General features: G+C 41.8%; 18 protein-coding genes. 13 read left to right on the top strand and 5 right to left on the bottom strand.

What is annotated here, in order from left to right:
* Positions 1-95 precede the first annotated feature (95 nt).
* The 8 genes from CXL14_RS07420 to CXL14_RS07455 all read left to right on the top strand — a co-directional run bounded on the left by CXL14_RS07420 (position 96) and on the right by CXL14_RS07455 (position 5773).
* Complete coding sequence (locus CXL14_RS07420) at positions 96-755, top strand: carboxymuconolactone decarboxylase family protein (protein ID WP_022553770.1); 660 nt, start codon at positions 96-98, stop codon at positions 753-755.
* A gap of 126 nt (positions 756-881) precedes the next feature.
* Positions 882-1397, top strand: coding sequence for an OsmC family protein (locus tag CXL14_RS07425; protein ID WP_053285162.1), 516 nt, complete (start codon positions 882-884; stop codon positions 1395-1397).
* 151 nt (positions 1398-1548) lie between these two features.
* Positions 1549-2751, top strand: a complete 1203-nt coding sequence (locus CXL14_RS07430) for an MFS transporter (protein WP_053285163.1) — start codon at positions 1549-1551, stop codon at positions 2749-2751.
* A gap of 378 nt (positions 2752-3129) precedes the next feature.
* On the top strand, positions 3130-3591 hold the full coding sequence (locus CXL14_RS07435; RefSeq protein ID WP_076983452.1) for a GreA/GreB family elongation factor: 462 nt from the start codon (positions 3130-3132) through the stop codon (positions 3589-3591).
* Positions 3592-3994: 403 nt separating this feature from the next.
* The gene (locus CXL14_RS20630; RefSeq protein ID WP_079891276.1) at positions 3995-4198 is read left to right on the top strand and encodes a glycine cleavage system protein H; all 204 of its coding nucleotides are present in this window, start codon (positions 3995-3997) and stop codon (positions 4196-4198) included.
* The gene (locus tag CXL14_RS07445) at positions 4167-4484 is read left to right on the top strand and encodes a thioredoxin family protein (RefSeq protein WP_038461597.1); all 318 of its coding nucleotides are present in this window, start codon (positions 4167-4169) and stop codon (positions 4482-4484) included. Before CXL14_RS20630 ends, CXL14_RS07445 begins: the two co-directional genes overlap by 32 nt.
* A 41-nt stretch (positions 4485-4525) precedes the next feature.
* Positions 4526-4672 (top strand): hypothetical protein, encoded by a 147-nt coding sequence (locus CXL14_RS20520; RefSeq protein ID WP_259347345.1) that lies wholly within the window; start codon positions 4526-4528, stop codon positions 4670-4672.
* Positions 4673-4708: 36 nt separating this feature from the next.
* Entirely contained in the window at positions 4709-5773 is a 1065-nt protein-coding gene (locus CXL14_RS07455) for an NADH:flavin oxidoreductase (RefSeq protein WP_022553765.1), read from the top strand.
* Between the two features lie 134 nt (positions 5774-5907).
* Here the strand turns inward: CXL14_RS07455 and CXL14_RS07460 are convergent, their stop codons facing one another.
* The gene (locus tag CXL14_RS07460; protein ID WP_038461595.1) at positions 5908-6381 is read right to left on the bottom strand and encodes a MarR family winged helix-turn-helix transcriptional regulator; all 474 of its coding nucleotides are present in this window, start codon (positions 6379-6381) and stop codon (positions 5908-5910) included.
* A gap of 215 nt (positions 6382-6596) precedes the next feature.
* Between CXL14_RS07460 and CXL14_RS07465 the strand changes: the two genes are divergently transcribed.
* Positions 6597-7490 carry a DMT family transporter gene (locus CXL14_RS07465; RefSeq protein ID WP_053285166.1) on the top strand — a complete coding sequence of 298 codons (894 nt, stop codon included), beginning with the start codon at positions 6597-6599 and terminating at the stop codon, positions 7488-7490.
* Between the two features lie 276 nt (positions 7491-7766).
* Complete coding sequence (locus CXL14_RS07470) at positions 7767-9056, top strand: homocysteine synthase (RefSeq protein WP_053285167.1); 1290 nt, start codon at positions 7767-7769, stop codon at positions 9054-9056.
* 186 nt (positions 9057-9242) lie between these two features.
* On the opposite strand, the gene CXL14_RS07475 is transcribed toward CXL14_RS07470, so the two are convergent.
* Positions 9243-10181: an iron-hydroxamate ABC transporter substrate-binding protein gene (locus CXL14_RS07475; RefSeq protein WP_021494112.1), complete on the bottom strand. Its 939-nt coding sequence runs from the start codon at positions 10179-10181 to the stop codon at positions 9243-9245.
* A 247-nt stretch (positions 10182-10428) separates the two neighbouring features.
* Between CXL14_RS07475 and CXL14_RS07480 the strand changes: the two genes are divergently transcribed.
* Genes CXL14_RS07480 through CXL14_RS07490 form a run of 3 tightly spaced genes read left to right on the top strand, consistent with a single transcriptional unit; the run spans position 10429 to position 13298 of the window.
* The gene (locus CXL14_RS07480) at positions 10429-11466 is read left to right on the top strand and encodes a FecCD family ABC transporter permease (RefSeq protein WP_029973587.1); all 1038 of its coding nucleotides are present in this window, start codon (positions 10429-10431) and stop codon (positions 11464-11466) included.
* A complete protein-coding gene (locus CXL14_RS07485) occupies positions 11466-12476 on the top strand; it encodes a FecCD family ABC transporter permease (protein WP_020956329.1) in 1011 nt (336 codons plus the stop codon). Before CXL14_RS07480 ends, CXL14_RS07485 begins: the two co-directional genes overlap by 1 nt.
* Positions 12477-12494: 18 nt before the next feature.
* On the top strand, positions 12495-13298 hold the full coding sequence (locus CXL14_RS07490; RefSeq protein WP_007613715.1) for an ABC transporter ATP-binding protein: 804 nt from the start codon (positions 12495-12497) through the stop codon (positions 13296-13298).
* A 37-nt stretch (positions 13299-13335) separates the two neighbouring features.
* Here the strand turns inward: CXL14_RS07490 and CXL14_RS07495 are convergent, their stop codons facing one another.
* The 3 genes from CXL14_RS07495 to CXL14_RS07505 all read right to left on the bottom strand — a co-directional run bounded on the left by CXL14_RS07495 (position 13336) and on the right by CXL14_RS07505 (position 15261).
* On the bottom strand, positions 13336-13758 hold the full coding sequence (locus CXL14_RS07495) for a regulatory YrvL family protein (RefSeq protein WP_014418861.1): 423 nt from the start codon (positions 13756-13758) through the stop codon (positions 13336-13338).
* 69 nt (positions 13759-13827) lie between these two features.
* Positions 13828-14988, bottom strand: coding sequence for an oxalate decarboxylase family bicupin (locus CXL14_RS07500; protein WP_007410043.1), 1161 nt, complete (start codon positions 14986-14988; stop codon positions 13828-13830).
* Positions 14989-15105: 117 nt separating this feature from the next.
* Positions 15106-15261 carry a YvrJ family protein gene (locus tag CXL14_RS07505; RefSeq protein ID WP_014418860.1) on the bottom strand — a complete coding sequence of 52 codons (156 nt, stop codon included), beginning with the start codon at positions 15259-15261 and terminating at the stop codon, positions 15106-15108.
* Positions 15262-15412: the final 151 nt, after the last annotated feature.

Raw genomic sequence — 15412 nt, forward strand, 5'->3', positions numbered from 1 at the left:
AACATTGATCTATTTTGGTAATATATCATCACACCTAATTGTACCGAATAGTAGGTACAGTCAGGTGTGAAATAAAAAAGTTAGAGGGGAAAATTATGAATCAGAACGATAGTTTATACAAAAAATCACATTTTAACCGTTTAGGTGAATTTAGTACACTTTCACCTGAAAGCTTTAAAACATTTGTAGATTTTGACAGAAAAGCGTTATCTGAAGGAAAGTTAACAGCTAAATTAAAGGAATTAATTGCAGTTGCTGTTGCTCATACGACTGGATGTCCCCATTGTATTGATTTTCATGTTAAACAAGTTAAAAAACATAGAGCTTCTAGGGAGGAAATGGCTGAATCAATTATGGTAGCAACTGCCTTGAAAGCAGGGTCTGCTCTTGCTCATGGTGTCAATGCTTTAAACGCTTATGATGGAACAGCTGATGATGAATTATTTAGAGCTCCTTATATCAACCGACTAAAAGAGTTTTCTCAGTTAGATGGAGATGCCTTTAAAGCGTTTATGACTTTTGACCAACAAGCGATGAAGGCGGGATTACTTAGTGTTAAGGAAAAAGAGTTGATTGCTATAGCAGTGGCACATACAACAGGGTGCCCTTACTGTATTGATATCCACACTAAAGCAGCCAAAAAAGCGAAAGCAACGAGAGAAGAAGTTGCTGAATCAATTATGGTAGCAACTGCCTTGAAAGCCGGATCTGCTCTTTCTCATGGAGTTAATGCATTAGTTGCATATGATGAATAATCTTATGGAAGGTTATGTACTGTTGGCAGCTGTGCCATTCCCCCAAAAAATCATAATAACTTTTATTAGATAACGAGAGTAGAAAGAGATAATCTTTATAAAAAACAAAATGAAGGAGATATAAAAATGACAAAAATTAATGGAGTCGATACAAAAGTTATTGAAAACTTAGTAGAAAATTATAAGAAAAATCCTGAGGAAGGAATGGCAGGATGGTCTTCTTCGGTAAAATGGAAAGATGGATTTTACGCTGAAGCGCATGTAAGTGACCACAAACCCATTCCGATTGATGAGCCAGATTGGTTCTCAGGATCTAATAAGGGTCCAGGCCCAGCTGAACTTTTATTAAGTGCTCTGGGTGGTTGTTTATCACTTGCATTTATTGCAACAGCTAGTTTAGAGGGTATTAAGGTGAATTCCCTAGAAGTTAGCACTTCAGGACAATTAGACTTAAATGTAATGTTGGGCTTAAAAGAAGGAAATCCAGGTTTTAATGAAGTTGATGTTCAATTCACGGTAGATAGTGACGCAGACGATAAACAACTTGAAGAGTTAGTTTCAAAAGCAATGGAAATTTCTCCCGTAAAAAATTCACTAGAAAGAAATGTTCACGTGAATTCAACGCTTAAACGTAACAAGTAAAAAAAGCTTTATGACAAGGCCGACCTTACTTTACCTTTGTATAACTAATTTTAAAAAAACGTAGATATACGATCATATTACATGCGTAATGTCTACGTTCTCATACGTTGCAGGTAGAATTGGAAATCCGAGAGGAGGAAAAACCCCCATTATGTCTGATGTGAACAGTATTAATAGATGGAAGGCTCTATTTTTGATTGCATTGGCTGAACTATTTGCCCTCAGTTTATGGTTTAGCGCTTCAGCCGTTCTTCCCCAATTAGAACGTCAATGGGGAATGAGTGCAACAGAAGGGTCATGGATGACCACATCCGTACAGGTTGGATTCATTATTGGAGCCATTTGTTTTGCTTTTTTAGGTTTGGCGGACCGTTATAACCCAAGAAAAATATTTGCTATTGCCTGTATATTCGGAGCTGTCATCAATTGTTTATTTACTTTAAGCACCGGAATGGTAATGGGATTAAGTTTACGTTTTCTAACAGGAATTACTATGGCAGGGGTTTATCCTACTGCCGTGAAACTACTCTCTACTTGGTTTCAAAATAGACGAGGATTTGGTATTGGAATTCTAATTGCAGCTCTGACATTAGGTTCTTCATTGCCACATCTTTTTAATTTATTTATTCCGAATGTCAGCTGGAAGATATTAATGCTGGTCAGCTCTTTATTAGCATTGATCGCAGCTGGTATTATGCATTGGGGTCTTCCGGATGCTCCGGAGTCTAAAGAAGAAGTAGCTACTGTGTCGATGAATACACTCAATTATATCTTAAAAGATCGACCTGTAATGTTAGCTAACTATGGCTATTTCGGTCATATGTGGGAATTGTATGCTATGTGGACATGGCTTCCATATTTCTTAACAGCCAGCTTTAAAGCATCCTTAGAGGGCACAGCTTTACAAGAGGCCAGTACGTTGTTCGCATTTTTAACAATTGGAATTTCGGGGGCTATAGGTTCGATAATAGGTGGATTATGTGCTGATAAAATTGGAAAATCACGACTTTCTATGATTGCCATGATTGTTAGTGCTGTATCTTCTTTATGTATCGGACTTACCTTTGGTCTTTCTATATGGATTACCGTTATTGTAGCAATCATTTGGGGGATATCAGTTGTTGCAGATTCAGCACAATTTTCAGCAATGGTTGCAGATTTCGCAAAATCAGAATGTGCAGGAACTGCCTTGACATTTCAAATGGCTATAGGTTTTCTTATTACGGTCTTTTCTATTTATTTGATTCCAGTCTTTGAAGATATCGTAGGGTGGAAATGGGCATTCTCCATCCTTGCGATCGGTCCTGTTATAGGAGTTTGGGCAATGATTTCTCTAATCCGTTATAAACATTAAACGATGTACTCATTTTGTTTTTTAACACAGTAATGTCATTTATTTTTCGTATTTAAGAGAACTTGACAGATTCTCTTTCTATTTTCACTTGTTTAATCTTTGTTCTTTAATTAAAGCAATCCTTTAGTTGAATAGGAACAGCTTAACTTTCACCCCTGATTTTTAACACTATTCTTGTTATTATTCCCACTGCATAAGTGAGGAAGTTCCATGGAATTATGGAGCTTAAGGTCAAACCAACTGTTGGACTAACAGTACTGTATCAGGCTTAATCTTAAAAACTTTAACTTAGCAATGGATTTTCCGGATTTCCCTACCGTTACTATTATCGCATAAGTGCCGAGAAAAGTAGTTTGGGTAAAGGAGGGTGAATGATTGATGGACAAGAAGTTACTTACGGAAGCTGGTTATAATGCGTTGAAGAAAGAATTACTTTGTTTAAAGAAAAAAAGATGGAAAGAAGTTAGTGAAAAAGTTCAAGAGAGCAGAAATTTTTGTGATTTTAATAAAGATCCTGAGTATCAAATTTCAGTAGATGAATTTGCTGCACTTAAAAAGAAAATAAATGATTTAGAATACATTATAAAGCAAGCAAAAATAATTAAAAATGCAAAAATACGAGAAGTAGGGATCGGATCCATTGTCACTGTTAAAGAAATGACAGGAAAATATGAAATGCATCTTAAACTTGTTAGTCCCGCAGAATCACATTTATCTGAAAACTATATATCAGATGAGTCTCCAATCGGAAAAAGTCTAATTGGTCACAAATTAAATGATGATGTAATAGTCATGACCCCTTCTGGAATGATGCATTTATTAATCACTGAAATACAGTGATTTTTTTCTTAAGCTACTCTGTTGTACTCTATTTTAAATAAGGTAGATAATTGATGGTTGGTAGTAACAATTGTGCTTTGTAAATGAAAATGGTGAATATTAGTCTTTTTATTTTAAAGATACAGGGTTGAAATCTAAAAAGGCATACTAATAGTATAAAAGTTTAGTTGTTGATAGAAGGAGGTTAAGTGATTACACCAACAGAACTGTATTATTCCAAGGACCCTATTTGGTCAAAAGTTGAAGATCGAGTACGTTTAGAGATTACAGATTATGCTCAAACAACGATTTGATGAAATTGTATTCTTAGATCCCCAGAAGGAAGGGAATTCATTAACGATAAACAATAGCTGTGGTGATGTGGAGTCCATTAAAACTACTCCGAACTTATCTCATCCTTTAGATTCTAAAAGTAAACACAGAATTAGAGGATAGTCCTGAATATGTAAATGAATCCCCTTATGATCAAGGATGGATGCGAGATGTTCAAATGGATAATATAGATGATATCCAACATCTTATACGTGCTAAAGAATACAAAGATTATGTATATGAAAAGAATGGAGGGAATCATGATGGAAAATTTACAATCAATGGATCATTTTGAGAAGTTAAAAAAAACAGAGCGCGTTGTCTTTATGTTTTCAGCGGACTGGTGCCCAGACTGTCGGGCGATCGAGCCAATTTTGCCGGACATTGAAGCAAATTATTCGGAATATCAGTTTATTTATGTAGACCGGGATGACTTTATTGATTTATGCATAGAACTGAATGTATTTGGTATTCCAAGTTTTATCGCTTATCATAACGGAGAAGAAGCAGGGCGGTTTGTTAGCAAGGCTCGAAAAACACAAGAAGAAATCGAAACATTTCTTAACAGCTTGTCCGCTTAATCTGCTAACATAAAATTGTACCAAACGGTAGGTACGGATAAATGGAATTAGAGGGAAGAATTATTAGTCAAGACGATGTTAAACAAGTTAAAAAACATAGAGATTCCAAAGAAGAAGTTGCTGAATCAATTATGGTAGCAACTGCCTTGAAAGTCGGATCTGCTCTTGACCATGGAGTTAATGCATAATGAATAAGTCTTAAAGTATAAAACTTGGAGGTCTTTATGAATAATTTTCAGTCAGTTGAAGCTCTTTTTAAACCATTCGAAATGGGAAATCTGAAACTATCTAATCGTATTTTGATGGCACCTATGACGCGAAACTTTTCTCCAAATGGAGTACCAGGGGAGGATGTCGCTGCGTATTATCGTCGTAGAGCTGAAAATGGTGTTGGACTTATTGTGACAGAGGGTACGTTTATCAACCATCCTGATGTTGCATCCGAGGTGCCAGCATGGCAGGAGGACGTACCACACTTATACGGTGAAGAGGCGCTAAACGGTTGGTCAAAAGTAGTTGATGGGGTACACGAAGCCGGTGGGAAAATTTTCTCTCAATTGTGGCACATGGGTGCACGAGGCAACGCTAATGATTACTCAAAACAAGAAATTTTGGAATTGGTTGAAGCTTTTGCACAGGCAGCAGCCAATGCTAAAAAGGTTGGTTTTGATGGCATTGAGATTATGGCAGCCCATGGATTTTTAATCGATCAGTTCTTTTGGGAAAAAACAAACACACGTACCGATGAATACGGTGGCGACATAGTTAAGCGCACACGCTTTGCGAGTGAGGTCATCGCAGCTTGCCGACGTGTTGTTGGACCAGATTTCCCAATCTCGTTGCGAATCTCACAGTGGAAATATGATTTCTATACAGCAAAATTAGTAGAAACTCCAGAAGAACTAAAACGTTTCTTAACGCCATTAGCTGATGCAGGGGTGGACATCTTTCATGCATCTATTCGTCGCTTTTGGGAACCTGCATTTGAAGGATCTGAACTGAATCTGTCAGGATGGATTAAAAAACTGACAGGAAAACCAACAATTACAGTTGGCTCTGTCGGTCTTGATGGCGCTGATTTCGTGGATTTCTTCGCTACTGGAGAAGAGGCCAATGGCAAAGCCAACAAAATGGGCAATTTGATCGAGAGATTAGAACGTGAAGAATTTGATTTGATAGCGGTGGGTCGCGCATTATTGGCTGATCCTGACTGGGTAAACAAAATCCGAGACGGACGAACAGAAGAATTAATTCCGTTTACGCGTGAGGCAATTGAAACATTAAATTAAACAGAGCTTAAAAAATAATAAAGAACCCATTTTGATTGATTATTTTAAAATGGGTTCTTTTTATTACTTTCAGATAAAGATCCCATAACACTAGTACTTAACTTTTAGTGATTGATTTTGTAAGGTACATGAAATTAATGGGAATTTTTTCGAGTTGAGTCTTTCATATGGTTGTTTACTACAGAAGCTATTTTCATGAAGTTTATAAAATCTTCTGTTGAAAATTGATCCAGTCTACTCAATATTTTTCCATATTCTATTCGATCAAGTTCTTTGTGATACTTATAAGCTTGTTTCCCTTTTTCCGACAATTCTATGATAACTTCTCGGCTATTGGTTGGATTTTTATATTTTATAACCAACCCTTTTTTTAATAATTTATCCACCATTTGAGAAATGGCACCTTTTGTTTTATTGGTAAGCTTCACAAGATGCGAAGGACTAACTTTCACATTTTCTCCAATTAAATCAATGGTATGTGCTTCAACCATATATAGTTCATCTTCTGTTCCATATTTTCGAGGTATGTTTTCGTATGCGCTCGTGTTACGAGAGAGTTCATAAATAGATTCTAGTAGCTCATTAAAAATTTCTTCTCTTGTCTTCATACATTTCACCTGGTATCACTTTAGTTATTTATTCCTCAGTATAGCATACCTATTTACTCTTAATTGAACATGAACAACATAGCCCATATTTAATCTTTGACGGTAAGCCAGATTTAAGACCCCATACTCAAATTGACTCCTGAAAGTTTAGGTGCTAAACTGTTAGGAGTCAATTTGAGATTTAATTACTCATTTAGAAAGGATATGGTAAAGATATGTCTTTCAAACAATTTAGCATCTTACTATTGCTGGCTAGCCTTTTTGGTGCATCATTTTTATTCATCAAAATAGCTTCACCTTCATTAGGCCCTTTATTTCTTATTGAAAGCCGTGTAGGAATTGCAGCTATCTCTCTTATTATTTTTGCACGATTACTAAAACAAAAAATAGAAATCAAGTACAAATGGAAAGAGTTAATGATTCTGGGTGCCATTAATGCAGCCATTCCATTCGTTTTAATTGCTTACGCTGAGTTAAACCTTTCCGCGTCACTTGCTGCTATTATTAATTCTACAACTCCCTTGTTTTCCGTAATCATATCTATTTTATGGCTTAAAGAAGGTAAAAATATGCGTACTTTCCTTGGTATTATTATGGGGTGCATAGGAGTAGGAATCCTGGTTGGTTGGAGTCCTATTCAACTAAATGTAAAGGTTATATTATCAATAGTAGCTATTTCTTTAGCAGCTTTATTCTATGGAATAGGAGGAGTATATAGTAAAAGAGCTTTTCAAGATATGAAATCTTTTGATTTAGCTATTGGACAGCAATTAGGAGCAAGTATTGTTTTACTGCCTTTTGCACTCCTTGATATGCCTAACAAGTTACCAAGTATAGGTGTGACTATTTCAGTTTTAGGATTAGCCGTATTTTCTACAAGTGTTGCTTATCTTCTCTATTTTTATCTGATAAAAAATATAGGTCCAACTAAAACCGTTAGTGTAACCCTATTGGTACCCATATTCGGTATAATCTGGGGTGTTTTATTTTTAGATGAACGAACTTCCTTGAGTACTTATATAGGCTTATCGGTAGTATTAATGAGTATACTCTTAGTGTCTAATACAAAGCAGAAAGTATCTAATATACCCGAACAAGTAGTTAAATAGAGAAACTCTTCTTAATTAAATGGGGTGCTAGATCCCTAACTGATAGAAGAGTGACTTATATGCTATTGACTCTTTAGTTACTCTATTCTTCATAATGAGAAAGGAAATCTGAAATCAAAATTTGTAAATTGTTTATTTTAACCAGGTAAATTAACATAAGTTAAAAGAAAGAGCGATTAAACCATTTCATAGCAAAATGGGTAGTAGAGAACTAAACTCTGTGATATTATTACTTAATATTCAGAATATAAAGACGAGTGAAACGAGGGTATAATGATGGAGAAAAAACATTCATTAGGGTTTGAAACAATTGCTCTTCATGGAGGACAAGTACCTGACCCCACTACAAATTCTAGAGCAGTCCCTATTTATCAAACAAGCTCATATATCTTTAACGACACAGATCATGCTGCAGATTTGTTTTCTTTAAAAGAACCCGGAAATATTTATACACGAATCATGAATCCTACTCATGATGTTTTTGAGCAACGTGTTGCCCTAATGGAAGGCGGCGTAGGGGCATTAGCAACTTCATCGGGACAGTCAGCTATTACATATTCTATTTTGAATATTGCAGAAGCAGGAGATGAAATTATCGCTTCCAGCAGCCTGTATGGGGGGACCTATACTTTATTTGCTCATACTTTTCCAAAGCTAGGAATCAAATTTCACTTTGTTGATGTAGACGATCCAGCTCAATTTCAAGAAAAAATGAATGACAAAACAAAAGCTGTGTTTATAGAAACGATTGGAAATCCTCGAATTAATATTGCGGATATTCAAGCAATTGCCGATATTGCACATGCAAATAATGTTCCGCTTATCGTTGATAATACATTTGCCTCCCCATATTTATGCAGGCCAATTGAGTATGGAGCAGACATTGTGGTTCATTCAGCTACCAAATTTATTGGCGGCCATGGAACCTCTATCGGCGGTGTTATTGTAGATTCTGGAAAATTCAATTGGGCGAACGGAAAATTTTCAGGTTTGTCAGAACCAGATCTAAGTTATCATGGGTTAGTTTATACAGATGCACTGGGATCGCTAGCTTATATTACAAAAGCACGCGTTACGTTGCTTAGAGACATTGGAGCTTCCGCTTCGCCATTCAATACATTTATGTTTCTTCAGGGATTAGAAACTCTTCCTCTGCGGATGGAGCGCCATGTAGAAAATGCCCTTAAGGTTGCACAATTTTTAGAAAAACATCCCCATGTCTCATGGGTTAATTATCCAGGCCTTGCATCAAACCCTTATCACGAACTTGCCCAAAAGTATTTGCCAAAAGGAGCAGGATCCATTTTCACATTTGGTATTAAAGGCGGGGTGGAAGAAGGGAAGAAATTTATTAACAGCGTGAAGATTTTCAGTCATTTGGCGAATGTTGGCGATGCGAAATCACTGGTTATTCATCCTGCCAGCACGACCCATCAACAGCTGGATGAAGAAAGTCAGGTAAAAGCCGGTGTTACTCCGGATATGATTCGTCTTTCTATTGGTATTGAAACGATTGATGATATTCTTTACGATTTAGACAACGCTCTCCAAGCCAGTCAGCAATAACAATACCTGCAGCTCCTCGCAAAATAAATCCTCCTAAACCATTTGATAAACAAATTTCATATAATTGATTAATAGAACTATATGCTATGGTTTACAAATGGTTAAAACTAATTGACAACAGAATTGATGAATTTTTTTGTCAAGTTTTAAGCGTAATAAAAAGCCGCTGTGACAGCGGCTTCGGGGTTACTTCGTTAAGCTTTTTGTGATGTAGTCGAGCTGGCCTTCAAGTGAGATCGGGTCTGAGAAATAGAAGCCGATCGGATCAATGCGGTAGACATGGTTTTGTTTGACGGCATCGAGGTTCTTCCAGATTGAGCTGTCAAGCACGCCTTTGTCGTCACCGCCGGCCTGCCATGGCCCCATAAAGATGTAGTCTCCCGCGAAGTCAGGCAGTTTCTCGAGTGAAATGCTGGCGTAGCCCGGCCCTTGATTAATGGCTTTTTCCTGCGTCAGTTTTGTGGCCTTCAGCCCGAGTTTGTCATAAATGATGCTTCCGCCGCGGCCGAAGTCTTTACCGAATACATAGATGTCTTTTCCGTTTGTCTGCATGATGGAGATGGTTTTTGAGCCGACCGCTTTTTGAACCTTTGTTTTAGCGGCAGCGGTTTTCTTATCCCATTCAGCCAGCCATTTGTCTGCTTTATCTTCAGTGCCTGTCATTTTCGCAAACTCTTTGAATTGATCAATGTTGCTGAGCTTGTCATATTTAATGGCGATTGTCGGCGCGATTTTTTCCAGTTTTTCAATGTCGGCGCCTTGTGTCGTCCAGACAACGATTAAATCCGGCTTTAAGTCAATGATTTTTTCAACGGACGTGCCGTCGCCGATGTTTGTCACACCCTTTGTTTTCCCTTTGTAATAAGGGTTTTTAAATACGTTTTGCGGCGCGCCGACAACATTGATGCCGAGCTGTTTAAAGTCGCCGTAGTAGCCGTCAGCCATGACGACGACCCGTTTCGGGTGCTTCGGAATTTTAATATTGCCGTTTTCGGCTTTATACGTGATGGTTTCTTCTTTTTCAGAAGAACCTTTCGTGTCTGAAGAATTGCCGCATGCGGCCAAAGCGGCGATGAGCAGCACGGCAATCAGCGCTGCGCCGATTTTCTTGTATGTATGGAACATCTGACATTCCTTCTTTCATAAAAATTAGTGATAAAGAGAATCATTATCAGTGTGATTATATCACTGCTTTCATAGAGAAGCACGCTCTTTTTAAAGAAAAACTTTCTTTTTTTATATGAAATTAGGTCTATTAAAAGAGAAGATAAAAGTGCTATACTGAAACAAGTCATTGATAATCATTATCATTACCATTCTTGTTTTGAGAAAGGAAGAACGAGTGTTGGGTCTATTGAAAAAGAAACAGACAATGACGGCTCAAGGGGCATCAGGGAGTGAAATCCAGTGGACGGCGCGTTCATTCCGGGCTGCTGTGCTGCTGTGTGCCGGTATTGCGGTTTTATTGATCGGCGCGGCTCTGTCTGTTTCCATCGGAGCTGCCGATATTCATCTGCGGACGGTGTGGGATGCTCTCTTTCACTTTCAGCCGCAAAATACATCTCATCAAATCATACGCGATCTGAGGCTGCCGAGAACTGCCGCCGCCGCGCTCGTCGGGGCTTTTTTAGCTGTGTCCGGGGCGATTATGCAGGGGCTGACGCGGAACCCGCTTGCTGAGCCTTCCATTATGGGCGTGACGTCGGGGTCAGGATTTGCGATCGCATTGGCATTTGCTTTTTTTCCGGGGCTGTCTGCGGCGGGACTTGTTTTGTGGTCCTTTGCGGGAGCGGGAATCGGAGCGCTTATTGTGTTTGGCATCGGCCTGTTTTCAAAAGGCGGTCTGACACCGGTGAAGCTCGCGCTGGCCGGTACGGCAGTCGGCTATTTCTTAACGGGGCTTTCAAGCGCGATTGCGATCCGTTTTGATGTCGCCCAGGATGTGAAGTTCTGGTATGCCGGAGGAGTCGCTTCCGTCAAATGGGAAGGCGTGCAGCTGCTTTTGGCGGTCGGGGTTATCGGACTTTTGCTGGCATTTCTGATTGCGCGCTCAGTGACGGTGCTGAGCTTGGGTGAGGAACTGGCCAAAGGGCTCGGGCAGTACACATCGCTTGTGAAAGTAATCGGAATGTTTGTCGTTGTCCTCTTGACGGGGGCTTCAGTCTCAGTCGCCGGAGCCATTTCTTTTATCGGCTTGGTAATTCCGCATATCACCCGATTTTTAGTCGGGGTAGATTACAGGTGGATCATTCCCTGTTCGGCGGTATTCGGCGCCGTTCTGTTAGTCTTCAGTGATATTGCCGCAAGACTCGTCAATGCGCCGTTTGAAACACCGGTCGGCGCTTTAACCGCCCTTATCGGCGTTCCCTTTTTCTTTTATTTGGCGCGCAGGGAAAGGAGAGGGCTGTAATGAATGTAAAATCGAAAAAACCGCTGGCGGTCATGGCCGTTACGTTTTTGCTCATATGCATCGTCTTTTTTATCAGTTTAAACATGGGGGTGATCCGGATTGCGCCTCTTGATACGCTGCGTGTCTTTTTCGGACAGGGGGATGCCCGGGATCAGCTCGTTTTATTTGAATTCAGACTGCCGCGCATGGTGCTGTCATTACTGGTCGGCGCCGGAATCGCGGTTTCAGGCGCGATTTTTCAAAGCGTGTCTCAAAATGACTTGGCGGAGCCGGGCATTCTCGGTATTAACGCCGGGGCGTCTTTGGCGGTCGTTCTGTTTATCTTCTTTTTCCAAGGATCAGCTGTTGATTTAAGCATGGCCGGTACATGGCTGCTTCCGGTGAGCGCTTTGGCGGGGGCTTTTCTGGCTGCGCTGCTCATCTATGTTCTGGCTTGGAAAAAAGGCGTTTCACCTGTCCGGCTCGTTTTGGTCGGGATCGGCGTCAATGCGGGGTTTAATGCGCTTCTCTTGATTTTTCAGCTGAAGATGGACCCGCGGGATTTCATGCAGGCGCTTGTATGGATTTCCGGTTCGATTTGGAACGCCAATTGGAAAATGGTGCTGTCTATTTTGCCGTGGCTGCTGGTTCTTTTACCGTTCAGCCTCTATAAAGCCAGGTATTTAAATGTGCTTCAGCTCGGTGATCAGCTGGCGGCGGGGCTTGGCACCCGGGTTGAAAAGGAGCGGCGCGTTCTGCTGATGTGCGCCGTTGCCCTGACCGCGTCATGTGTTGCGGCAGCCGGCGGAATCGCTTTTCTCGGACTCATTGCGCCGCATTTGGCCAGAAGGCTTACCGGCCCGCGCCACCAGACGCTTATCCCGGTTTCGGCTTTAATCGGCGCATTTTTATTTCTGCTTGCCGATACGCTGGCGAGAAATGTGCTTGCACCGTCCGAAGTTCCCGTCGGCCTGGTGATTTCCGTGCTCGGAGCGCCGTATTTTGTATATTTGCTGATGAAAACGAAATAGAGGAAGGAGACTGCCGCGATGAACTCATTATCGGCGGAACAGCTTACTGTCGGTTATGGCGACCGTTTGATAGCGAAAGAATTGGATATCGCCATCCCGAAAGGAAAAATTACAACGCTGATCGGTCCGAACGGCTGCGGAAAATCGACGGTTCTCAAAACGATGTCAAGAATCATGAAACCGAAATCCGGCGCCGTCTATTTAAACGGACAGGCGATCATGCAAAAATCCACGAAGGACATCGCCAAGGAAATGGCAATTCTTCCGCAGACGCCTGAAGCGCCGAGCGGGCTGACGGTGTACGAACTTGTTTCTTACGGCAGGTTTCCGCATCAGTCCGGAATGGGCCGTTTGAGTGATAAAGACCGTGACATGATCAAATGGGCGCTTGAAGAGACGGGGATGGCCGAATTTTACGACCGGCCGATCGAAGCGCTTTCCGGGGGGCAGCGGCAGCGTGTGTGGATCGCCATGGCGCTCGCTCAAGAAACGGAGCTGCTGCTTCTTGATGAACCGACCACTTATTTAGATCTCGCCCATCAGCTTGAAATTTTGCAGCTGCTGGACAAATTAAACAAGGAGCAGGGCCGCACCATTTTAATGGTCATTCATGATCTGAACCATGCCGCCCGTTTTTCCCATTACATGATCGCCCTGAAAAAAGGGCGCGTCATCAAGGAAGGAACGGCGGAGGAAGTCATGACTCCCGGCATATTGGAAGACGTTTTTCAGATTGACGCACAGATTGTAAAAGATCCGCGCACGAACAAACCGGTCTGCTTAACCTACGATTTAATCCGGCATGAAAACGCAACGGTATGATGAAAAAAAACGCAGAGCCATTCCGGCCTGCGTTTTTTTATTGCGCCCGGGGCTGCTTTTGTCCGGAGACGCATTTATCCAAAACGAAAAAAACTCCCGCCACAATCAGCTCCTCCGTCGTTGACAGCCAAATCTTTTCAATCAGTTTATCCGTCGTATACGCGGTCATCCAGAGGAACAGCAGCTGAACGGTGCTGGCTAAAAGGAGAAAAGGCAGCCTGCCCGTCCCAAAAAAGGTAAAGCTATGTATCATCAGCCGCTCAAGCGGTTCAAAACATAAACCGAGAAGAATAAAAAGCACGGAAAAAAGCAGGACGTACGCCATCGATCCGTAGCTCGTCCCGGCTAATGAAAATACAGCCATCATCACGATAAAATACCCGAATAATACGGCAGCGGCTGCCAGGGCATACCGGAGCACCTGAAGAAATAACATTTTCGTCCCGTTTTGATTGATCATCTGTTCAGCTCCTTTTCACACAGAGGAGACTTGCAGAGACGGAACTCTGCAAGTCGGTGTGTATCTTCTTCAGCATTTCTTTTTGACGACAGGGTGTTTCTCTTTCGAAAGAATATCCGTAAAGTCTTTGCCCAGATCCAGATGCTGCTGGACGAATTTCTCGGGAAGCATGGCAAGCCATTGGTTCAGGGACACATCGGCATAGTGGTCATCCTTGAAGATTTCCAGGAAGACGAGCGGCTCATCTCCCAAATTCTCCACATAGTGGCCCATTGCGAACGGAACGTAACCGACATCCCCGGCCTGATAGTTAAATGTTCTTGCATGGCCGTCCGATGCAAAAACCGTCATCCGCCCTTTACCGGAAATATAATACTGCCATTCATGCGTGTTCGGATGCCAGTGCAGCTCTCTCATTGCGCCCGGTTCGACCACGACAAGCGCTGAAGCGATCGTTTTGGACACTTTGAAGTTTGTGGAATCCGCGATATATACTTTGCCGCCATCCGTCTCAGCAGTCGGGCCTTCATCCAGCAGGCGGTAAGTGAACGGATATGGCACTTCACCGTTCGGGCCTTCCACAATGTCATCTTTCAGCTTCCCGGGAACCGGCTCTTCAAAGATATATTTTTCTTTCCCGGGCAGGCCGGCGAGGTCTTTTTCTGAAACCCCGAAGTTGTTGGCGATGACATCAAGCGGTGTGTGGGCAAGCCAGTCAGTCACTTGGAATGTGCTGTTTTCTGAGAAGGAACCGTCATCAAAAACCAAGAGGAATTCACAGCCTTCTTTCAGCGCCTGAATGGAGTGCGGCAGGCCTGACGGGAAGTACCACAGATCTCCTTCCTTCACGTCATCGATAAAACTGCGTCCCTGTTCATCAACAATCGTGACCCGCGCTTTGCCCGTCAGCATATATGCCCATTCCGCTTCTTTATGCCAGTGCAGCTCACGGATGGCGCCCGGTTTTAAACGCATGTTGACAGATGCCAGATTTTCAGAAATCGGCAGCTCGCGAACGGTCACCTCACGCGCGTATCCGCCCTTTTCCAGCCGGTTGTGCACATCTGAGAAAGAGAATTTCATATTATCCACTGTGCCGTGATCCGTTTCCGGCGGCGTCAGCATATCCGGATTTTGGCGGTCTCTTTCAAGGTTGCGCGGAATCGTGACGGTCGCCCCTTTGTCTCCTCTGATCGGCTGCGGGATATTGCAGTTGTTTTCTTTTGACATGTAAATCGTCTCCTCTCAAGCTTTGTTTTTTCAGAAAGAGAATGTGAAAGGCCTTTCGTTTTCCCTTCTGCTTTGTTAAGTGATGCGTTCCGATGAAAAGTCAACTTCGAGTGAAAATTAATTTTTCATTTTCTGATCTTTCAGTTCCGTCATCAGTTCGATCAGGGCGTCAAACTTCTTCTCAAACCGTGTGAGAAGATACATGGCAATCAGAGCCGGAAAGCCGAGATTGCCGATCTGTCTGACCGTTTCTTCTATAAAAACCTGATCCATTATCAGCCACCTCCTGACTTGACCTGCAGTCATGTATATAAGTGAAAGAAAGAGCGGCTCCTGTAAACCTGATATCCCGGTTGAGGGTCTTTTTTTTGTTCCGGCAAATCCGGGACATAAGGAGTGCGGAATCTTAGTCGGAAAGGAGTAG

This window comes from Bacillus sp. SJ-10 (genome assembly GCF_002843505.1).
Classification (GTDB): Bacteria; Bacillota; Bacilli; order Bacillales; family Bacillaceae; genus Bacillus; species Bacillus velezensis.